Below are 21934 nucleotides of genomic sequence, written 5' to 3'. Positions count from 1 at the left end.
GTAGAAATAATTATGTTGTACAGTCGCTAGTTTAGCTCCAGATATTAGCTCTCTAGCAATAGGCGCTTTTTCAATGGGTGTTGGTGGGCTTTTTCAAGCCGCACTATCTCGCAAACAATTGCTAAATGATTTCAAAAAGATTCTGATTCACAAGAGAAAATTAGCGATTAGCGCAATTGCTTTGGCTGCCTACCCATTAGCATTTTATTCCTCGATGAGGCTGGCTGGTGTCGCAATTGGTACCGTGATTTCTATTGCCACAGCACCGTTTTTTGCGGCCATACTTGAGTGTCTATTTAGCAAAGGCAAAAGAATTACGAAAAAATGGTTGCTAAGTTTCTCTGTAGGAATTGCAGGCATCATGTTGTTGGTTTTCTCTGAGTCACCTGCAACCCATACAGTTAATAACTTGAGACTGATTGGCATCTTGTTGGGTTTTATTGCGGGTTTGTGTTATGCCGTCTATTCGTGGATTGCTAAGACACTGATTGAACAGGGTGTCCAATCCCAATCGGCTCTAGGCAGTATTTTTGGTTTTGGTTCGTTAATTTTACTCCCAACACTTTTGGTTACTGGAGATAATCTTTTTGCATCAACAACCAATATTCTGGTAGTTGGCTATATGGCGTTGATTCCAATGGGGTTGGGTTATATTGCTTATGGATTTGGCCTAAGGTTTGTAACCGCTAGTAGTGCAAGTTTGATTACACTTTTTGAACCTGTTGTAGCAGCAGCTTTGGCAGTGGTGGTGGTTGGCGAGTCGATACCAATGCTTGGATGGAGTGGCATCGGTTTAATCCTAATTTGTTTGTTGATTCAAGTGAAAGGTAGATAGCCACCTACGAACCAACAAGTATAGATATTATCGTGTCTAGTTGTTCATATGTTAAGCAACTAGGCTGACTGCTAACAAAGCTGTTCGATTATGATATATAAAGTCACACTAGGAAATGGCCCCTCCAAGCGATTTTCCAATACCTATAGTTATTCGTATATTACTAAATTAGCAACCTCGGTAACTCATTTACTGTCCACCGACGTTTCAGATCTTCCTAAACCCTACTTAAATGTGACTGCCAAACTTCATGTTGACCAAAAACACTGAGAGGAGGTCATCATGAGAAAGTTATCTTCTGGAAAATGCAGTGGCATCAAAAGGCCATTTAAGCTTGAAGAGATCTGGCGGATCAGAACTAGGCTGGAGATTGAAAATGATCTGATGCAGCTCGCACTACTGAACCTAGCTATAGATAGCAAGTTAAGAGCGAGTGATTTGCTAAAGCTACACGTTTACGATGTTTCTTCGCAAGGAGTTATCTATGAAAGGGGTCAGTGCATCCAGCAAAAAACTGGAACCGATGTCCATTATGAGATTACTCCGAGAACACAGCAAAGTATTAGCCGATGGATTTTTGCAGCATCCCTAGAGGCAAGCAGTTTTCTATTTCCGAGTAGCCGACGCTTTGGGCAACCTATCAGCTACTCATTCTATCGTTCAATTATCAGGATCTGGGCTGCAAAACTGGGACTGAATGCTGACTATTACGGCACTCATTCCATGCGCCGCACCAAAGCCACTTTAATCTATGCCAGAACGAAAAACATCAGGGCCGTACAGATTTTACTTGGACATTCGAAGCTAGATAATACAATTCGATACCTTGGCGTTGAGCTAGAAGACGCTCTGAGGTTGTCTGAGAAAACAGACTGCTGACAGGAGCTGAAACAGGCTTTTCTTCTGAAAAGCCTGTGCCCCAAGACGTGTTTAGTGCGCATGAAACCAACATGAGATTTATTTGTGCAACAAGCTGCTGCACAATTAATAAATTGCCTGCTTCATCGAATGTCCAACAGGCTGCTGGACAAACTCCAACCCCAATTTTGCAACAGCCTGTTGCAAAATTCACTATGAAGCACTTCTGCCCCAAAGCTTGCCAGAGGTATGTAATCAACAATTATATAATCTAATCACAATCTAGGTACGAACTTGTCCTGGTGACACTCCAGTCCATGAACTGTACGCGCGAATAAACGAGTTTGGCTCTTGATAACCCAACAAGAAAGATACCTCAATGAGTGGTAGCTCGGTTTCATTCAAGTAATGTTCGGCTAATTGCAGCCGTACTTGCTTTAAGACGGCTTGATAACTAACCCCTTCACTAGTTAGTTTTCTTTGTAAAGTGCGCTTACTTATTGCCATGTGAGACGCAACAGATTCAATAGAGCTTTCACCTTGAGGAAGTAAATCTAATAAAATTTTAGAAACTGCATCAGAAGTCGTACCACGATGGGACACTGCCTCCAACCTCTGTTTTAAATCACCATCAAAAACAGACAGCATCATCTGATTATCAGTCAGGAATGGCATTCGGGCGTCTTCAGCACGAAACGCAATGCTTGTTTTGGAGCCTTGGCGAATAGAGCAACCAAAGTAAGCTTGATAGGCATTCAGGTTATTCGGCAGTTCTGGCAGTATAACCTCAACGGGCTGTACGTTTGACCGAGTAGCAAGCCGTGTCAATTGAGTGAAAAATACTAGCTCCGTAAGGGAAAGCATGCTCGGCAGTTCGCCGTCATAGCCGTAGCAACCGATATCAACACGAGTATGTTGCTCAGTTTGTTCGATGGTAAGTAACATTGGCCCGATTATAGGTTTATATTCCTGAAGCCGTTTGACTGCTGCATTAAGGTTCGCGCTGCATATTGCGGCGAATATTGGAGCGTCAAATGATTCAAAACTCATAACTTGTGCAAACTTTAGCGCGATATCAATGCCTTTCACCTGAGCGGCAGCTTCTATACCATGCCATAGTTGGAAGTATTGAGACGGGGTTAATTGCACTTTGTTTTGCTCAAACAACCTTGGTGGCAGTTCGGCAAAACCTAATATGTGGTGAAGCTCTATTCCCAAGTCTTTAAATAGCACTTTCCAGTTTGGAGATATAACAAACTTACTCGCTCTTTTCATCGCAACACTTTAACCTATTGACACTACAGATTCCGACTATATCAAATTAGCCCGTTACTTTATTTAGTGCTCTTTTCCATTGCTTGGCGTGAGATTTTTAACACGAGCTTGCGCGGTAAAAACGGGATAATCCAGTTAAGCATAAACTTCAACGAAGACTCATTAAACGCCACTAGCTCACCTTTTTCCATAGCGTTATAGCCACACTCAGCAACGGAGCTAGGTGTTTTTGCATTTTTCCACGCATCAACGCCTTCTAAATTTCCCGCTTCTACAAACCCAGTTGCCACAGTACCAGGGCATAGTGCTGTAACGGTTACACCATTATCTTTAACTTCTTCTGCGACCGCCTGACTGAAAGAGGTGACATATGATTTTGTTGCGTAATACACCGCCTGCAAAGGACCTGGCATAAATGAAGCGGTTGATGACACATTAAGGATTTTTCCTTGTTTACGTTCAACCATGCCCTTTAGATAAAGGTGCGTCAGATTAGTCAATGTAACCATGTTCACTTGCATCATTGCTTGTTCATCGACCAGAGAACGTTCATGGAATTTGCCGTGACCACCAAAACCTGCGTTGTTAATTAGCGTATCGACTTGTAGAGAACGCGCTTCGGTTTGTTCAAATAGCGCTTGAGCTGAGCTAGGTTGAGATAGATCTAAAGCAATGACTGTGACCTGAATACCATGCTGATTTTCTAGTTCTGTTTTAAGGTTATTGAGTTTGGACTCAGAGCGAGCCACAAGTATCAAGTTACCACCTTTGCTTGCGTGAATTTTTGCCAGTTCAAGACCGATACCGCTTGATGCGCCAGTGATTAGTGCTGTGTTTGTCATGCTGAATGCCTCTATTAGTGTGCTTACTCTTTGCTAAACGTCGTACTGATGGAGATATTATAGACTCTCAAATTGCGCCACTAGACATCCAATGACGACAGCATTCAATCAGATCGTGCCAATTATTCGTTCAGTATTGAAACGAAGCCTTCATCTTTTGTTTCTCTATCTCATTTTCTACTGGGAATGTAGAGGATAAGTGAATTTGGCTACATTCATGTCTGCTGAGTATATAGTGGTAATAGCTGAGGTAATCCAAAGAATCAAAGTATGTTTTTGTTCGTGACTCACTTTTGTCCAAGGACGTGCTAGCCCGATCTTCCCCTTTCTTTTTTACGTAATTACTCAGAGGTAGGACAGTTCCACTGAAATCACAGTGCATTTCCTTATTACTGACAACAAAGGTGCGATACGCACTTTCTCCCAATTCCGTGAAAAATTGCCATTATGAGCAGCACTTACCAAGTGCAAGTTTATGCAAATCACAATCCTCTATATTGCCTGACCGCTCTACCTTTTTGCTCCTTGTGACTCAGCTCCATGTCGATGCCTAAACAATATCTAGTTCAGGTGATACATATAAATTCTTATTGCATCACATATTAATCAATATCTAGCATATAAAGTATTATGAACAATTATTTATTATGGCTAGGGTGAAAATATTATGTTTGGATTAGTCAAAAAGTCCCTTTTGATGGAGGCTCAAGCTAAGCTCGCAGCGCTTGAAAAGGAGTTGGGCGGAGTAAAATCAGAATTATCAGGTGTCCAAAGAGTTTTAACCTCTCCAGAGTACATAAAGGCTACAGACTTGATAAAGCTGGAAGAAGAACTACTTGCTCTTCGGGCAAACTGCCATGACATTAGAGTTCAATGTGAGGCAGAAAAAGAGGCAGCCAACAAGCACCTTATTGAGATTGAAGAACAGTGCGTCATCGCATTAAAAGAGAACGAAAACACCATCGAGTTAGCGAAGTCAGAACTGGCTAAAGAGGTCGAGGGTGTACATAAGCAAAAAAAACATATTCTTGCGGAAGCTAAAGATGAAAGCGGAAAAATCCTTAGTAGTGCAGAAGCTGAAGCTCAATCAATTATAGATAAAGCAACGGCTACCGCAGACCAGAAACTAGCTAATGTTGAGAAAAAAATTGAGACATGTAAAACACGAGAAAAGGTTCTTTCTGGGAGCATTGAGAAACTTCGAGAAGAATTAAAAGATTTAGAGTTAACCAAAGAGCATCAAGACCTTCTTTCGACAATAACACCATTTGAGCACCTTCTCGACGGTCCAACCAGCGATGAAATTAAAGTCTGTCTACAAGAAGTAAAAAACAAACAGAAGGAACTTATAAAGCAAGGGAAGGCATTCGATATTCTCCAAGATATCCTTTGGAACGACAACCTTGCTAAAGGAAAGGCAAGACAAAAAAGACACGGTAAATTCCTGATAACTGCCTTCAATGCAGAGGTAGACAATATTATCGCCAACACAAATGCACGTAACTTCACGTCCAATGCAAAGAAAATAGATAAGTGGTTTCAAAAAGTAAATAAGAGTGGTGATGATAGCTATGTTGAGTTAAATCGAACCCTGTTGTTTTTGCGTCTAGAAGAGCAGCGCCATGCATTCGAATACAAGTATAAGAAAGAAATGGAGATAGAAGAACAACGGTTTATGAAAGAGTCTCTACGCGAGGAGGCTAAGGTCAAAAAAGAAATAGAAAATTTTGTTACTGCTCGTGAAAAAGAGGAAAAAGCCTATCAGAAGGATTTGAATAATGCTCTGGCGGAGGTACAAACCGCCAACCAAGAAGAAGTAGAAAAACTTAATGCTCACATCGAAGAGTTGAGACTGAAGCTAGAACGTGCGACCTCTGAGAAAGAGCGGGCGCTAAGCATGGCTCAACTTACCAGATCAGGATATGTTTACGTTATTTCAAATAAGGGGTCATTCGGAGAAAACGTTTATAAGATCGGCATGACTAGGCGTTTGGAGCCTATGGACCGTGTTAAAGAATTGGGAGATGCGTCTGTTCCGTTCTTTTTTGATGTCCACGCACTAATTCCCTCTGATGATGCTCCAGCTCTGGAAAACAAACTTCACTCTAAGTTTGCCTCTCGAAGAGTAAATAAGGTCAACCACCGAAGAGAGTTCTTTAATCTCACTTTTGAAGAGGTTGAAGAGGCTCTAAATGAGTTTGTTGAAGGAGACTTTAACTTGGTTCGTGATGTTGTTGCGGAGCAATATGAAGAATCGCAGTTTTTAGAGCAGAAGGAAGTGGCTAATGGCTAGCATAATAAATGATCTAAAGCGTATTCAGCGTGTAACCTCTGTTGTAACAAGGGCTACTGAGCGTTGTTTTTATAATGCTGAAGTATCGCGAGTGACGTGTGAATATAGTGGTAGTGAGTTTACTCTTAAACTGTCAGCTACTGTTCTGGAGTATTACGATCTTGATGCCGATATATGCTGTGTTAGTGCTGATAAGTGTGCATCAATGTTTATCGAAAGTATCTTAAACTCAGTAGAAAGGATCATTAGAAGACTAGAGAAAGAAGAGGAAGAATTCAGAAGTGATGTAAAAGAATATGGGGAGGCATTTTCAGAAAGCCCAGCTGCATACCTATCTTCTGCATTAATGTTCAAACAAATTGTAAGTGGGATTAAGCCATAAATGGTGTTGAAACATCGCGAATAGGTATACCAGTTAATGTACTCTCTGATGTGATCCAGTTCTGTATAAATAGACCTCCGTCGATAATGGTGGTCTATGAGGTTTTTGGATATAAAAAGTTATTCAAGGGCAACTAAATAAGAGAAATCACTGACTCATTTTTGTCCAAAGGTGTGCCTGCGCCGATCATGATAAACACACCTTTGCCACTAAATGTGTTACGACCTACATATGTACGTGTCAAATTTAAATTGTTTAGCGCAAGCGATTCGGGAAATGACGTTACACTTTGTATGCCTTGGAGTCCTACAGTAACATTTCAGTACTACTAATTATTAAGATGATAGGTTTCTTTGTCTGATGGCTTTCATTTTCTTTGACCATTCAACAGCGAGTCGATCTTTGCTTGGCTGCACAACTTTGACTGGATCGCCTTTAAATTCAAGACTAGTTGAATTTATTAGAGATCTTAGATAAGAATGAATGAGCTTACTCGTAAACAAAGGCCAGTGTCTTATATCCTCAGGCTTAACGTACACAGCGTCTAAATAGTGTAGAAACCCTAATACAATATGCTTCCTGATAGTGTTTTGGGATAAGTTGTACTTTGTTTTTAAGTCCTCATAAGAAGCCTTATAGATGATGTAATCAACAGCAACTTTTTGTGCAACGGTTTCCTCTAAACAAGAGTCGTGTGAGGATTTTAAGTACATTAAGCAACCAGATAAGTAGAGTTCTTGGTTCGCTATCGCATTTTCAAGTTCACCGATTGAGTAATGCCAAAGGTACTTTTCGGTTTTATGCAAGTGAGATAACTTCCAGATTTGAGCTAATGCTTCCCCACGATTTTTCTTTGCCTCATCTCTCTTGGCTAAGTCCCGTATCCGTTTTATGTTGACTCTTATCGGTTTACTTAGTGCAGCTAGTTTCTCTTGGTATACCCTTTTAGCAGCCTCTTTTATTCTATTGTCAGCTTTCACACGTGCTTTATCTTCTAAATAAGCCTCTATTTCTGCCCGTCGAACAGCTTGTTCTCCAGATTTAGCTAACAATGTCCTCTCTGAGTCACCAAAGTTCAGCTCGCCTTTGAGATCTTTAGTTAATTTATCATAAGAATACGCCCTAAATTCATTCGGGAAAGACAGCCTTACTAATGAGGTATTCGCTTTACGTTTAACTTCATAGGGGCTGTAATCTAATAATCCAAGTTCCCTAATACAGTCAATACAAACCCACTTACCAGTGCCAACTACGCTCTCAATAGATATGTGTAGTTTCTTTCTTTTTCGTTCACTGAGGTTTAACAGTACTCGATTGCAGCATGTTGTTAATGGCTTTATACCATCATGAGTCGTTGTTTTTTTGATGATACAAGCCATTGTTGAAAATCTTCTCGCGCATAGTTTCTTAGCCACTATAATCCTAAAAAGCTTCTCCGATTGGAGGGGCTACTTCTGGCTGAACAGGCCACTACATTGAAAACGATTTTCTACTATTTCATCTGCTACATCTTTTAAATACTCAAACCATTCGTCATTGACGATGTTAGTCACTAATACATACTCTGTATCAGCAATGCAGAGTAATTGGTTTACTAACTTAGTGAAAAAACCTTGCCCTTGCAGAGTAGGGTGTAAATCTAATCTCTCAATCTGAGCCACTTTCTGCACGGAAAAATTCATTAATAACTGGAGCCACGCTTCAGAGTCAGCATTGTTTTTGCACATAACTAATACCTCATCGTTAGGTAGAACTAATTCCTTAGTAGGTATGTTTTTTTCGTTAGCATATTTAATAATGTGAGTTTTGGTTTTCTCGAATTGTGTTAGGTAAGTTATATCACTACGATAAGCAAGATGAATTACTTCCTCTCCGTTGCTGTCATGAATTAGTAAGCCGAACTCCCCATTTTTTCCTTTTTCTAATGAGGAAATATATTCTTTTGCTGCAAGCTCAATTAATTGCTCAACTAGATTCTGCTCTTGAGCATTTGGAACTAGATGTGCTGTAGATGCCTGAAACTCATGGATAGGGGACTCTAATTTAAATGTGAATGCCATAGGTTTTTCCAAAAAAGTTTAATGATGAAGGGATAAGCCGCTTTTAACATACAGCTTGTACTCTACTCGGATGCTTGTAAGGAGAGTCTTTTAAGCATTTTCAATGCATTGTCGAAAATAGGAGTAGAGATGTGCTCTGGAAACTCTTTTGGCAACCTCGAATTTAAACGTTCTATAGCTTTTGGAAGCTCGGTTTTCATTGTGTCGAGAATTTCCTGCATTATCTCTTGTTCAAAGCGGACATGCTGTGCGGTTGCCAGAAAATGGCGAGGGTAAATCTTGTGGATTTCGTATTTTTTACCCCTTGATGCTCTTAGCCCCATGGCTAGCTTTAACTGCCTGATGTTAAGCCCTTTTTTACCTAATAAAGGGTAAGCAGACAAAATGTCATAGAAAGGTGTTAAGCGGTAGCTCCCCGATTGCTCAATTGTGATCGAATAGTTTTTTGCATGACCATCAGTCGCTCCAATGACCCATTGATACACCTGGAACTTCATAAAATTGTATCGGTCGGCAAAGGCATTTGAAGACCCAGATAACAAGTCCATAATTTCCAAGATTCCAATACCGCCATCAGATTCGTACTTGATTGATGCAGGCAGCGAAGCTGCCTGACACATATCTTCTTGTGGTAAACGTTGAATGTGAGTCTTCTCATTCGTCCATTTTCGGTCAAAACGTTCAACAGTCAATGCTTTGAAGTTCAGAGTTTGAATAATTTCAATATTAGGTACATCAAACCCTAGCTCTCGTGCGAGTTCGATACAGAGATATTCATTCTCAACGCTATCCGTTAGGTCTAACGTGCAGTTTGGTTGTTGGAGAACTCCCATTGGGAGTTTGATGATGTGAGTTGTCGGAGTATTGCCACTTGGTAAACACCAATGGCTATCCACTTTCAGTAACGCAGTTTTAGCTTGTGCGCCAGCAATGGCTATACGGAAATCATCGGATTTTTCAATCATTCCATGTGGTGTTCCTGCCTGTAGTGCTGACAACATGAGTTCGAGCGTTTTTTCATCTAGGATTTCATACTCCAAGTCTGACTTATCATTTTTCGTATCAGGTGGCAATAGAGTAAGAGCACCTACAACATCACGACCAACTGCTGTGAGCAAATCGAAAGGTTGTTTAGTGGAGGTTTTAAATCTGGCGGCTAAACGGCTTCTTGTATCAGTTGAGTCTGGGAGAAGATTGTCAAAGTAGTTGAAGACCGCTTCAGAAGATATAGTGTTTTTCTGCATTTTAAGAGACAGAGATAAAGGCCGAGCGTTGTCATTGTTCAGCCAGGAAGAATCATATTTAAAGCTGAGTCTGTTGTCTGGATACTTTGCTAGAGTCCCGACAAGCTCGTTGTTCATATATGCAGTTAGCGTTTCCATTACCAGTGAGCCTTTTTTGCTATACGGTTTTGTCTCGTTTATCAAAAGAGTGTTGGCAAGAGCCACTTAGCGAGTGATTTGACTAACGACGTCACCGAATAAGACTGGTCTAAATTGAGTCTGATCTACTGATACATTGATATAGCGGGGATCTGGTTTGCCTGCATCATCTAGAATGATACTGTCATGTAAATGTCCGTGAACATTGATCTTTCCATGTAATTCCTGAGGATGTATAGGGCAGTGTGTAAACCAGGTATTTCGTTTAGATAGCATCGAGTGAATCTCATCGAAGCCATCTGCGAGCATCTTGCCGCTGATCTTCATGTTTGTACAATGATTGCCAAGTACGAGTACTTTCTTCGTACATTGAATACTTGCAACCCTCTCTAGCCAAAACGGGGTCGTTGCAATATCTCCTAGCAGGATTAACGTGTCACGACGTTGTACAAATGATGCAAGGTTATCAAATAGAATATTATGGTGCTCTTCAGGAGAATCGAATCCTGAACGATATTTCAATATATTATCATGTCCTAGGTGTAAGTCTGCGGAGAGTACAAATCTACTCATAAGAATATTCTCAGTAACAATATTACGAATAATATACACTTGAACTGTAGCATTATTCAAATAAATATTTTTCTTTACCTTGAATATAATATATAGAAAATAATAAACACAAAGTGTTACTTTTTATTTATTAAAATAATGCACTGTATGTTTGCCTAAGTTTTTTAAACCAAAATTTCTTGGCACATTGTTTTGCCAAGATTGGCAGCGAAACTGTCAAGGATGGCAGAGGAAATGCCACGGTGGGCAGCGAATGAGCCAATGGTGGCACTAAAATTTAGACCTAAAAATTAGAATATTCCGTTTAAGAATCCAAATTTTAATAGATGAACGTTATATTAGAATTATAACTTTATAATAATTATAACAGTTATAATAGTTATAACATGAAACAGTTAATAAGTAAAAACCATTTTATTGCCATAATTATCTTGGCTCAACTTAATAATTAAATTATTCGTAATTATATTTATGATTTTTATTTGATTTAATAATTAAAAATGTAAAATAAATTCGATTGTTTTTTGCACAGTCACTTTGCTGCTTAGGAGAGCAATTGATGTTTTTTAATGATCTGGTGTATGCGTTGTCTGCTAAGCCCAAGCGTTCTGGCGATATCACTTAGGTTAGTTTTGTTATTCGTGGCTAGTTGTTGTGTTAACAGGTCTTTGATCTGCTGGTGTTGTTTTAGATTCGCTCCATATCCAACGCTCGGGCCACGTCTAGTTTCAATGCTATTGATTCGTTCTACACACTCAAAGCGATGCAAGATCCCAATCAGTGTGGTCCAAGTATTCAACTCATTGAAAAGCGTCAGGCACTCTTTTTCGTTCCAAGCATTTGGCTCCGTAGGATCTAAACATCTCACTATCGCGATACACCACGAGGGCCAGTTTCTAAAATCATCTGGTTTGATTTGTTTTATTTTTTTATAGCTAGCTGGATAAGTCACTTTGCATGTCTGAACAATGTTCTTTGATAGTGTGATCCAGTCCCCTGACATAGCGCTATCTTTACAGTGACGTAGAAATACTCGTGGATGCGGCGCATAGCCGCTGACCAGATCATACAGTTGTCGTCCTAACTTTTTCTGTTTGTTAGGCTGTGCAAGATACTTTTCGTAAGCAGTGCTGTTCTGGTTGGGCAGGTGTTTCAATGCAGTGATAACTGCGTATTTTTGCTGTTTATAAAGTTTAGTGGATTTAATGGGATGGTGTTTTTCGCAGTAGTAGTGAGATCGGCTGCGTAGACGCCAGCATAGTGCGCAGTAAGGTAGAACACTGTTCCAACGAACCTCTTCCTCTTGATGTTGTGGAGTGAGTGAACGCAGATCCTTTAATCCCCAGAGCACTTGATCTAAATAATCAGTGTGTTGCTGGCTATCAAGCCCGAACCCCCGCAAATCTAGCACCGTTTCAATAAGTTTAATTGTTTTATTTAATCCGCCATAAATTTCTACGATATCTGCAAGCTTGATAGCGTTGGAGCTACGGTGCTTTTGGAGTACAGAACCATGTTGACTGAGTAACGTGTTAAACCATGGTTCGAGAACAATGTTCCGAAAGGCATCGACAGCGTATAAATACCCAGAACGACGTCGCTGAGCAATTTTACAACCTTGAGATTCGGCCTGGTTTTTTAAGTCATTAATTGCTGTTTCTAGCTGTACTCTCAATGCATTGCGTTTTTGATCTAAGCTCATTAGTTATCATGTCAATATGGTTTGTTGCTTATTCTATATTATGAGTCAGGTGATGAGAATCTAAGATGCGACTAAATAATAGGAAATAAAGGTAATAAAATGTTTGTAAGACAAGAGCAGTTAGCGAAAGAAATCGGGGTAAGCGTAAGTACTTTGTGGCGTTGGCGTCGGGATGGAAAAATGCCACCCGTTGTTACGCTTAGTTCTAGGGTAGTGGGCTGGCAGAGAAAAGACATTGAGCGATGGCTAGAAGAACAAAAATAGATGCAACTTGTTACTGCGAGAACAGTGTTCTCGCTCAAATCATCAAAAACTAAAGTTTGCTCATTTAATTAATAAATAAAAAATGCTCTTGCTAGAACAGTGTTCTAGCTGTTTGTATGCCCCTAAATACCTGATTTTAATCCATGTATCAAGTCTGGTAATTATGCTTTAATGACTTGTATGTTTATTGAGTGGTGTGATGTTGTTGATCTTGAAAATGCACCAAATTAGAAAACTGTTGGGTGGTATAACAGGATATAAAAGTTCTGTCATATTGAGACTCGCAAGAGTTTGCTGACTCTCGATGTGTGAATGAGATCGATATCGTAGTTGGAGCATTAATCGACATAGTATAGTGTAATGATTCATAAGGGTTTCATCAGGGACAAGGTAGTGAGAAAGACATTTTCAACATCACAACTAGTAGATATTGCAAACGTGATAAAAGAGCGGATTTATGTCCCTGTCTTTGCGAAAAAAAGGACCATTTTCTTATGTGGTGCTGATATCAAAGATAAAACTAAAGGCCGTTTCAAAATGGCATCTTTACTTAAAGAGAATCAAAGTCGGATTCAGTATGAGCTACTGTATCCTGAGAGTTTGTTTGATGATTTACTTGCAGGGCAAGGTCAACACAGTTTACTTGCTCTCGAAAACATTTTGGCTAGTTCTGTTGATGCTATTGTCATTCTTCCTGAAAGTCCTGGCTCTTTTGCTGAGCTAGGCGCTTTTTCTAGCAACCCAATGTTGGTGAACAAGCTAATATGTGTTGCTAATCAGCGTTATAAAAATAAAAGAAGCTTTTTAAACTATGGGCCTAATAGGTTAATCAAAGCTTCAGCTACTGGGAAGGTTATCAACGTAGATTACGATAAACTGGATTGTCCTTCAGACAGTATCAAAAATTTCAGGTTGGTATCTGATTCGGTCACAAAGATTCAAAAGCACAATCCCGTGAAGAAAAATGTGACGAATATTTTGGAGGCAGAAAACTTTATTCTTCCTTGCATATATTTAATAGAGGACATTGATTTTAATAGTTTAAAAACATTGCTCAAAATAGCTACCGAACAAGATGATGTGATGTCTGATATAGCAACACGCTCAGCACTAACAAGACTGCAATCTAAAAGAATGATAATGAAAACAACTATAGGCTATGACATGACAAAAAGTGGTGAGACACATGTACTATCAAAGTTTACAAGTCATCGTCTAGATCTTGTCCGTATCGAGGTCATGAATTTTCAATATCGTAGAAAATCAGGCGTTTGTTATGATAGGATGAGTGAACGCACCTTTAGCGAGTTGATTTTCGAAAAAGTCGGGAATACAACTGGGTAGTGATTCGCTGTCCTTCAGGAAAACAGATATATTAGCTCATTTAGTTCTTGCTCGCTAAAACTTCGTTTTAGACTCGCAAGTTCTAAATGTGAACTTTTGACGTAAAGGTGCGTACCCTTATCATGACAACGTTACAAGATTCCAAAAATTTAAGTAGGCTAAAAAATTTAGGATTACCTCCAGTAACCAATCTAGATGAACTATCCAGCCAGATGCGTTTGTCTACGGGACTAGTCCAACAGTTAGTTTATAAATCTGATGACCACTACAAAGTCTATCATCTAGATAAAAAAACAGGAGGGAAAAGAGAGATAGCCCAACCTTCAAGAGCAATGAAAGCTGCTCAATCATGGATTTTAAGGAACGTTTTGTCTCGTTTAAATTCCTCCCAAAATTCCAAAGGATTCGAGATAGGCGAGTCAATATTAAGTAATGCTGCCCCTCATGTTGGTGCTCATGTTTTATTAAATATTGATTTAGAAGATTTTTTTCATTCTGTCCCTGCATCCCATGTTTACAGTATTTTTCACTCTATCGGATACAATAAAAGCATAAGTCACATTTTTACTTGTCTATGTACGTTTAACGGTCGCCTACCTCAAGGTGCTCCAACTTCCCCCAAATTATCGAACTTAGCTTGTCAACGTTTAGATTCAAGAATACAGGGGTATTCTGGCCCTAAGGGTATTATGTATACGCGATATGCAGATGATATTACCTTGTCAGCTTTTAATGAGGCCAAAATCAGAAAAGCACAACCAATGATAGAAGAGATACTACAAGATGAAGGCTTTATTCTAAATCCCCGAAAAACTAAGATTTGTGGAACCAGAAAACGCAAAGAAGTAACAGGATTAGTTATCTCTACTGATAGCGTTGGGATTGGTCGTAAGAAATATCGTCAAATGCGAGCGGAAATTTATACAATGCTAAAAAGTGATACATCGAAACTTGCTCAAGTAAATGGCTGGCTGGCGTACATTAAAAGTGTTGATGAAAGCAACTTCAATCGGTTGATAAAATATATTATAGCTCTGAAGAATGCTTTTCCTAATAATGATATTTTTGATTCAATTCCTTTCATCAAAGCAACGTCACCTAAATAGAATAAATAAAGATATTGTAGTAACTAACTAATCAAATCAGGTATGTCGCTGTAGAATCTAATTTGATTAGTTACTAGGTTTTACATTTACATTAAAGAAGCTCACTCATTTCTGGCACACCGTCGGCTTGCGATAGCAAGTATTCACACTCTGTTTGGATGAGTGAGACACATAGTTCTATGTGTTCACGTTCTCGATCCTCGATTCCTTGAGCTTCGGTAAGTTCAATCGCTTCCTTCAGGGTGTTTTTTATAGCACCAACGGTTTCTACCATTATGGAAGCCATTTTGGTGCCTGAATAACCCAGCAGAGCGCCGAATTCAGCTAAATCATAGCTGGTGATAGGGCGTTTGAAGTTACCTTTCGGCGGATTTTGAAAGTCTTCACTTTCCCAATCTCCAATCGACATTGCAAAATATTGAGGGATACTGGCGGCACGACCCTCATCAGCGGACAATTTACCGCTTCGTGAGTTGCGTTTTGCTCCCTCTTGAGCGATAGCTTCTATGTTTACTAAGTCATAAAAAGGGGTTAGTTCCAGCCCTTTAGGGGTGACGAAGAAGCTAATATTTTTACCATGGGCATCGTAGTTTAGCGTTGCTAGATTAAAGAGCATCCATTGGGTGAGCTTTAGGTTGGTGATTACCGTGTCTATGGTTTTTACGCTCAGTAGGCGTGGGAAAGAAACGCCATCACGCATATATACGCCATCGCCTTCATCCCCATTCTGACGCTCGTATTTGTAACCTGGAGGTAAGTCAGTTGCCTGACAGCCATCAATCACATGTTTTCGTTGAACGACATCACGAGTCGCGATATAGGCACGATCGAACCGCTCTATTATCAGTGTCCTAGTCTTCCCAATGCGGGTTAACTCAACATTAGCGACGTCCAAACCTGCTAGCTTGGCTAATGTCATGCAAAAGAACTCATTAACAGCAATACACGGTGCTTTACCGCTTTCAAATTTCAGAATGTAGTTCGAACTTAATTTGCTTTCACCAAACCCCCACTCATCACCGCGCTTAAGTAAGTTTAACTTGTTTTGAACACCAGCAACCGAAAGGCGAACCTTACCGTCCCAATACACTAATGGCGCTAGATTTCGCTCTAGTCGTTCTATTAGTTCATCATCAGGTACAGCTCTAAAACTAGTTTCCCCAGGTTCTGAGTCTGGAACTCGAAAAGACAATGCGCCAGATGTTTCCGCACCAAGCTTACGAATCAGCCCGAACGTGTTGCTTTTGGATATAGTGGTGTTTTGTATCATCTCCTCAAAGGCTTCTCCTTCAGGAAGGAGATTTCTGAGGTAGTTCTCAATACTACGTGGTGAAGCCCGATCATCGAAAGGGATGTGTGGCGAAATCGGGAAACCAGAGTGTTTCCATTCATCTTCATAGATGAATGAGAACTCTGTTTCTGTTCCGACAGGAAGAATCAAACGACCAATTTTGGTATTCGTACCGATAAACACGTCTAACTGTTGTAACTTACTCATACCAACCGTCCTCATTGCTTCTCACGCTGTTTTCAGCTTGGGAGGGTATTTGGCTATGTGGACGAACAAATAGGTTTACATCGATAAGGCGTAACGACAGCCCTAAGATGTCCATGAGGATGAGTACATTGGCAAAGGTGACACTGGTATCGCCTTTTTCTACTTTCATGACTGTTCTACGAGATAAGTTGGCTTTTGAAGCGAGATCATCAATACGCCAGCCTCTATCGGTGCGTTTTGAGCGAATGGCGCTCCCCAGCGTTTCCATACTGAACTCGGTATTCAAATCAGGCATAGGTTGTGCCTTTACCATCTTACCTTTTTTCATAAGTGCCTTTTAATGTACTTTTGTCACTATTGGGTTCGTCTTAATATATAAGTTCACTATAACTCACTTTTGTCGTGACTGTATAAGAAATTAGTTATAAGTGCAATTTAAGTTACTTATGGCTGGTTTGCGAGTTTAATACCTCTCTTTGTTCTCTATGAGAGAGTTTTATCAGCCAGAAGGACACATTTGGCAACAGCGTAGTATTCGGATTAATATTGGGAGAAGACAGAGAAGAGTGCGTGATTGGGGCTTACCTGACCCATTACCTGACCCAAAATCGTCAGGTACAAAAAAAGGTTAGTAAACACTACGCTTACTAACCTTCTGGAATTTGGTGGCCCCTCCCAGACTTGAACTGGGGACCAATCGATTATGAGTCGACTGCTCTAACCACTGAGCTAAGGGGCCTTAATAGGACAACGATTATAGGGGAAGCGTTGCAAGGTGTCTAGATACCAACTAGGGCAATTGCGCTTAGTTTTTATCCACTTAGAACAGTAGATAATAAAAAAGGTGACTTAAAGTCACCTTTTTTGATTTCTAAAAGCTTATATACGCTGCGTTTATTCGTCTAGGAAGCTGCGCAGAGTCTCTGAGCGGCTTGGGTGACGAAGTTTACGTAGTGCTTTTGCTTCGATCTGACGGATACGTTCACGAGTAACGTCGAACTGCTTACCAACTTCTTCTAGAGTATGGTCAGTGTTCATGTCGATACCAAAGCGCATACGAAGTACTTTCGCTTCACGTGGCGTTAGACCTGCAAGCACGTCTTTTGTTGCCACTTTAAGGCTAGTTGCAGTTGCAGAATCTAGCGGCAGTTCTAGCGTTGTATCTTCGATAAAATCACCTAGATGCGAATCTTCGTCGTCACCGATTGGTGTCTCCATTGAGATAGGTTCTTTAGCGATTTTCAGAACTTTGCGAATCTTGTCTTCTGGCATCTGCATGCGCTCAGCCAGTTCTTCCGGTAGTGGCTCGCGACCCATCTCTTGCAGCATTTGACGAGAGATACGGTTTAGCTTGTTGATCGTTTCGATCATGTGAACCGGAATACGGATAGTACGAGCTTGGTCTGCAATCGAACGAGTGATCGCCTGACGAATCCACCATGTCACGTAAGTCGAGAACTTGTAACCACGACGGTATTCGAACTTATCTACCGCTTTCATCAGACCGATGTTACCTTCCTGGATAAGATCCAAGAACTGTAGGCCACGGTTGGTGTATTTCTTCGCGATAGAAATTACAAGACGCAAGTTCGCTTCAACCATCTCTTTTTTCGCACGGCGAGCTTTTGCTTCACCGATAGACATACGACGGCTGATGTCTTTAATGTTTTGTACGTTTAGAGAAGTCTCTTCTTCAATCATTTTTAGCTTAGCGATTGAACGACGGATTTCTTCTTCGTTACGTTTGATCTTTTCAGCGTATGGCTTGTCTGAAGCAAGAACTTCATCCAACCAAGCTTCGCTTGATTCATTACCAGTGAACAGCGCGATGAATGATTTCTTCGGCATTTTGCCGTATTCAACCACAGACTTCATGATAAGGCGTTCTTGAGTACGAACGCGATCCATAGCAGTACGCAGTTCATTCACTAGGTGATCAAACTGTTTAGGCGTTAGACGAAACTCGCGGAATACGTCTAGCATCATTTCATTAGCAACGGTTGCTTTCGGGCTGTTATAGCCGTACTCGCTGATTGCTAATTGAAGATTTTGATAGGTGCTGCGTAGTTGGTTGAATTTCTCTAGCGCTAACTCTGGATCGATACCTACATCTTCTTCAGAATCATCTGAATCGTCATCGCTATCTTCGTCGTCATCAACGTCTTCATCGTCTTCTTCTTCTAACTGAGATTCAGTCAGTTCAGAACCGATGTGTGTTGCCGTTGGTGCAGCGGTGTCGTCAGCATCTGGGTCTACAAAACCTGAAATAAGGTCAGTAAGACGCAGTTCTTCAGCTTGAACTTTGTCAAATTGCTCAAGAATGTACGGAATCGTACCTGGGTATTCAGCAACAGACGATTGAACTTGGTTAATACCTTCTTCAATACGTTTTGCGATGTCGATTTCGCCTTCGCGAGTTAGAAGTTCGACAGTACCCATCTCACGCATGTACATACGTACTGGGTCTGTGGTACGACCAATCTCACTCTCTACGCTAGACAGTGCAGCGGCTGCAGCTTCGGCTGCATCTTCATCGGTAATATTTGTGTCATCGTTCAGTGCTAAATCATCAGCATCAGGAGCAGTTTCTACTACCTTAATGCCCATGTCGTTGATCATCTGAATGATGTCTTCTACCTGTTCTGAATCTACGATTTCAGCAGGTAGGTGGTCATTTACTTCGGCGTAGGTCAGATAGCCTTGTTCCTTGCCTTTAATAACAAGTGACTTTAGCTGTGACTGCGGATTGTGATCCATAGACGGTATCCAACTTCGTAATCTGGTGAAGGAATCAGTATGCGAAATGCAAACCACTTACTATAACAAATTAAATCGTTGCTGACTAATTAAACAGGGTTACGCTTTTAAATCTAGCATAAGTGCTAGCAGCTCCCTTTTCTCTTCGGCTGATAAACCGACACTTCTTGCTTTGGCCTGCAGGTTTTCAATTTGTTTTTCTACGCACTGGGCAATAATTTTATCCAGTGAGTCTAAAAATATTTCTTCTTGGTTGTCCTCATCGAGTGGAATGTCCCAACTCGCGAGACGAGACAGAAGGGTCTCATTTTGGCTGTTTCGCCAATGCTCTAATAATTGGCCTGTGTTGATATGGGGATGCGCTTGGCATTTATCAAGTACATCAACAAATAAACTTAGACCAGGAATGGGTAAATCTCTAACGCTAGTTAGATCTGGCACCATACTTACGTATTGTGGGTTTTGAATCAGTAACGCGATCACTTCTCGCATCGGCGTTCGCTTGATTTCTTTATGAGGTTGAGGTCTTTTATCCTCTTTACCTTGTTTTGAAATTAGCTGCTGTAGTTGGCGTTCATCAACCAAACCCAAACGGCGGCCAAGCAGTTCTCTCAAGTATAGTCTTAAAGTGCCGCCAGGGACTTTGTCGATGAGAGGAACAGCAAGGGTACTCAGCTTTGCCATGCCTTCTTTCGTGCTCATATCGACTTGCTGAGTCAATAAGCTGAACATGAATTCAGACAAGGGCATCGCATTAGACACTTGTTGTTCAAATGCTTGTTTTCCGTTTTGTCGGATGTAAGAGTCGGGATCTTCTCCATCCGGCAAAAACATGAATTTTAACTGGCGACCATCAGTTAGGTAAGGCAATGCATTTTCCATGGCACGCCACGCGGCTTCACGGCCTGCGCGGTCACCGTCGTAACAACATACGACGGTGCTTGTTTGCCTGAATAACACTTGCAAGTGCTCGCCCGTTGTAGAGGTACCCAATGAGGCAACGGAATAATCTACGCCATATTGAGCAAGCGCGACAACATCCATATAGCCTTCAACCACTAAAATTTGTGGTGGCTCACGGTACGCTTGTAGTACTTCATAAAGGCCATACAACTCTTTACCTTTATGAAATATCGGGGTTTCGGGTGAGTTGAGATATTTCGGTGTCCCATCACCTAATACTCGACCACCAAAGCCTATCACTCGGCCGCGTCTGTCTCGAATAGGAAACATCACTCGACCACGGAATCGGTCGTAGCGGTTGCCTTTGTCGTTTTCGATCAACATGCCGCCTGTGACGAGCATGTCTTGGTTTTCTTTATTCTGGCCAAAGTTCTTACGAACTAAATCCCATTCATCAGCCACATAGCCGATGCCAAACTTCTGGACGATTTCACCAGACAGGCCGCGATCTTTTAGATACTCAATCGCCACTTTACTTGCTGGCTGCTTGAGTTGGTTACGATAAAATTGAGCAATGCTGCCCATTAAGTCGTATAGATTACGTTTTTCACTGCTGCTTGCTTGTGGGCCTGACTGGAACGAACCATTACCGCCACTACGTTGTTCGCGAGGAACATCTAAGCCCAAGTATGAAGCGAGTTCTTCAATGGCTTCGACGAATTCTAGCCGGTCGAATTCCATCAAAAAGTCGATGGCATTTCCGTGCGCACCACAACCAAAACAATGGTAGAACTGCTTTTCTTGACTGACACTGAATGAGGGTGTCTTTTCGTTGTGGAACGGGCAGCATGCGCCGTAGTTTTTGCCTTTTTTCTTAAGTTTCACACGTGCGTCGATGATATCGACAATATCAAGTCGAGCTAGAAGGTCATCGATAAAACTGCGAGGGATGTGTCCAGCCATAAAACCTAACAAAAAAAGAAGATGATGAGTGGAGTGAATGCTTTAAAAGAATAAGCGTGTTGCTCACTTATTTCATTCCATTCATCCAGATACAAACAAGCCGTGCGTTCCAAAGGATAGCACGGCTTGCTGCAATTGGGTGGGGTATCTTAAGCCAGTTTAGCGCGAACTAAACCGCTTACTTTACCCATATCTGCGCGCCCTTGAATTTGCGGTTTCAGAACGCCCATTACTTTGCCCATGTCTTGCATGCCAGCTGCGCTAGATTCAGCAATCGCGTTCTCGATAAGAGCCGCTACTTCTTCGTCTGTCAGTGGTTGAGGCATAAAGTCCTCAAGAACGGTAATTTCTGCTTGTTCCGCATCAGCAAGATCTTGACGACCCGCTGCTTCATACTGCGCTACAGAGTCGCGACGTTGTTTAACCATTTTGGTCAATACTGCAAGAATGTCGTCATCGTTCAGAGTAATCTGCTCGTCAACTTCACGTTGCTTGATTGCTGATAGGGCTAAACGAATAGTACCAAGGCGCAATTTGTCCTTGGCTTTCATCGCTAATTTTTGCTCTTCTTTGAGTTGATCAATCAGAGCCATAACTAAATTCCTTTTGGAGCTCAGTTATTAGTACAGGCGAACGCGACGAGCGTTTTCGCGAGCTAGCTTCTTAGCGTGACGCTTTTGAGCTGCTGCTTTAGCGCGTTTGCGAACTGTAGTTGGTTTTTCGTAGTGCTCACGACGACGCACTTCAGAAAGGATACCTGCTTTTTCGCAAGAGCGCTTGAAACGACGTAGAGCAACGTCGAACGGTTCGTTTTCACGTACTTTAACTACTGGCATATGCCTTTCACCTCAGGGGTTATTCGTTAACGCTGGCATTCAACAGACCAAATCACAATTG

General features: G+C 41.1%; 19 protein-coding genes, 1 tRNA gene and 1 pseudogene. 7 read left to right on the top strand and 14 right to left on the bottom strand.

What is annotated here, in order from left to right:
* Positions 1-19 precede the first annotated feature (19 nt).
* Together FKN16_RS07245 and FKN16_RS07240 are read left to right on the top strand one after the other, a co-directional pair.
* Positions 20-835 (top strand): annotated as a pseudogene (locus FKN16_RS07245) (EamA family transporter); the annotation flags it as partial.
* A gap of 282 nt (positions 836-1117) precedes the next feature.
* Complete coding sequence (locus FKN16_RS07240; RefSeq protein WP_170902381.1) at positions 1118-1714, top strand: tyrosine-type recombinase/integrase; 597 nt, start codon at positions 1118-1120, stop codon at positions 1712-1714.
* 261 nt (positions 1715-1975) lie between these two features.
* On the opposite strand, the gene FKN16_RS07235 is transcribed toward FKN16_RS07240, so the two are convergent.
* A complete protein-coding gene (locus tag FKN16_RS07235) occupies positions 1976-2968 on the bottom strand; it encodes an AraC family transcriptional regulator (RefSeq protein WP_170902380.1) in 993 nt (330 codons plus the stop codon).
* Between the two features lie 59 nt (positions 2969-3027).
* Positions 3028-3810, bottom strand: a complete 783-nt coding sequence (locus tag FKN16_RS07230) for an SDR family oxidoreductase (protein WP_170902379.1) — start codon at positions 3808-3810, stop codon at positions 3028-3030.
* Between the two features lie 667 nt (positions 3811-4477).
* Here FKN16_RS07230 and FKN16_RS07225 point away from each other — a divergent pair.
* Entirely contained in the window at positions 4478-6103 is a 1626-nt protein-coding gene (locus tag FKN16_RS07225; RefSeq protein WP_170902378.1) for a DUF4041 domain-containing protein, read from the top strand.
* Positions 6096-6485, top strand: a complete 390-nt coding sequence (locus tag FKN16_RS07220) for a hypothetical protein (protein ID WP_170902377.1) — start codon at positions 6096-6098, stop codon at positions 6483-6485. Before FKN16_RS07225 ends, FKN16_RS07220 begins: the two co-directional genes overlap by 8 nt.
* Positions 6486-6820: 335 nt before the next feature.
* Here FKN16_RS07220 and FKN16_RS07215 read toward each other — a convergent pair whose 3' ends face one another.
* The 5 genes from FKN16_RS07215 to FKN16_RS07195 form a co-directional block, all read right to left on the bottom strand.
* Positions 6821-7900: a hypothetical protein gene (locus tag FKN16_RS07215; protein WP_170902376.1), complete on the bottom strand. Its 1080-nt coding sequence runs from the start codon at positions 7898-7900 to the stop codon at positions 6821-6823.
* A 33-nt stretch (positions 7901-7933) separates the two neighbouring features.
* The gene (locus FKN16_RS07210; protein WP_170902375.1) at positions 7934-8545 is read right to left on the bottom strand and encodes a hypothetical protein; all 612 of its coding nucleotides are present in this window, start codon (positions 8543-8545) and stop codon (positions 7934-7936) included.
* Positions 8546-8607: 62 nt separating this feature from the next.
* The gene (locus FKN16_RS07205) at positions 8608-9927 is read right to left on the bottom strand and encodes a type II toxin-antitoxin system HipA family toxin (protein ID WP_170902374.1); all 1320 of its coding nucleotides are present in this window, start codon (positions 9925-9927) and stop codon (positions 8608-8610) included.
* Positions 9928-9993: 66 nt separating this feature from the next.
* Entirely contained in the window at positions 9994-10500 is a 507-nt protein-coding gene (locus tag FKN16_RS07200) for a hypothetical protein (protein ID WP_170902373.1), read from the bottom strand.
* A gap of 544 nt (positions 10501-11044) precedes the next feature.
* Positions 11045-12202, bottom strand: a complete 1158-nt coding sequence (locus FKN16_RS07195; protein ID WP_031853610.1) for a hypothetical protein — start codon at positions 12200-12202, stop codon at positions 11045-11047.
* Positions 12203-12301: 99 nt separating this feature from the next.
* Here FKN16_RS07195 and FKN16_RS07190 point away from each other — a divergent pair, with 99 nt between their 5' ends.
* The 3 genes from FKN16_RS07190 (at position 12302) to FKN16_RS07180 (ending at position 14916) form a co-directional block, all read left to right on the top strand.
* Complete coding sequence (locus tag FKN16_RS07190; protein WP_005480576.1) at positions 12302-12466, top strand: helix-turn-helix domain-containing protein; 165 nt, start codon at positions 12302-12304, stop codon at positions 12464-12466.
* A 393-nt stretch (positions 12467-12859) separates the two neighbouring features.
* Positions 12860-13810 carry a retron St85 family effector protein gene (locus tag FKN16_RS07185; protein ID WP_212756476.1) on the top strand — a complete coding sequence of 317 codons (951 nt, stop codon included), beginning with the start codon at positions 12860-12862 and terminating at the stop codon, positions 13808-13810.
* Positions 13811-13932: 122 nt separating this feature from the next.
* Positions 13933-14916 (top strand): retron St85 family RNA-directed DNA polymerase, encoded by a 984-nt coding sequence (locus FKN16_RS07180; protein ID WP_170902372.1) that lies wholly within the window; start codon positions 13933-13935, stop codon positions 14914-14916.
* A 91-nt stretch (positions 14917-15007) separates the two neighbouring features.
* Here the strand turns inward: FKN16_RS07180 and FKN16_RS07175 are convergent, their stop codons facing one another.
* The 7 genes from FKN16_RS07175 to rpsU form a co-directional block, all read right to left on the bottom strand.
* The gene (locus tag FKN16_RS07175) at positions 15008-16414 is read right to left on the bottom strand and encodes a HipA domain-containing protein (RefSeq protein WP_170902371.1); all 1407 of its coding nucleotides are present in this window, start codon (positions 16412-16414) and stop codon (positions 15008-15010) included.
* Positions 16407-16742: a helix-turn-helix domain-containing protein gene (locus FKN16_RS07170; protein ID WP_025508603.1), complete on the bottom strand. Its 336-nt coding sequence runs from the start codon at positions 16740-16742 to the stop codon at positions 16407-16409. Before FKN16_RS07170 ends, FKN16_RS07175 begins: the two co-directional genes overlap by 8 nt.
* A gap of 335 nt (positions 16743-17077) precedes the next feature.
* Positions 17078-17153 (bottom strand) — tRNA-Ile (locus FKN16_RS07165).
* A 155-nt stretch (positions 17154-17308) separates the two neighbouring features.
* Complete coding sequence (rpoD, locus tag FKN16_RS07160) at positions 17309-19171, bottom strand: RNA polymerase sigma factor RpoD (protein ID WP_170902370.1); 1863 nt, start codon at positions 19169-19171, stop codon at positions 17309-17311.
* Positions 19172-19270: 99 nt separating this feature from the next.
* On the bottom strand, positions 19271-21037 hold the full coding sequence (gene dnaG, locus FKN16_RS07155) for a DNA primase (RefSeq protein ID WP_170902369.1): 1767 nt from the start codon (positions 21035-21037) through the stop codon (positions 19271-19273).
* Positions 21038-21186: 149 nt separating this feature from the next.
* Positions 21187-21630, bottom strand: a complete 444-nt coding sequence (locus FKN16_RS07150) for a GatB/YqeY domain-containing protein (RefSeq protein ID WP_170902368.1) — start codon at positions 21628-21630, stop codon at positions 21187-21189.
* A 27-nt stretch (positions 21631-21657) separates the two neighbouring features.
* A complete protein-coding gene (rpsU, locus tag FKN16_RS07145) occupies positions 21658-21873 on the bottom strand; it encodes a 30S ribosomal protein S21 (protein WP_001145625.1) in 216 nt (71 codons plus the stop codon).
* Positions 21874-21934 lie beyond the last annotated feature (61 nt).

Origin of the sequence: Vibrio sp. 11-4(1), from assembly GCF_013048625.1 — a bacterium.
GTDB lineage: Bacteria > Pseudomonadota > Gammaproteobacteria > Enterobacterales > Vibrionaceae > Vibrio > Vibrio diabolicus.
Note: the sequence above shows the minus strand (reverse complement) of the source record. Positions and strands in the feature narration are given on the sequence as shown.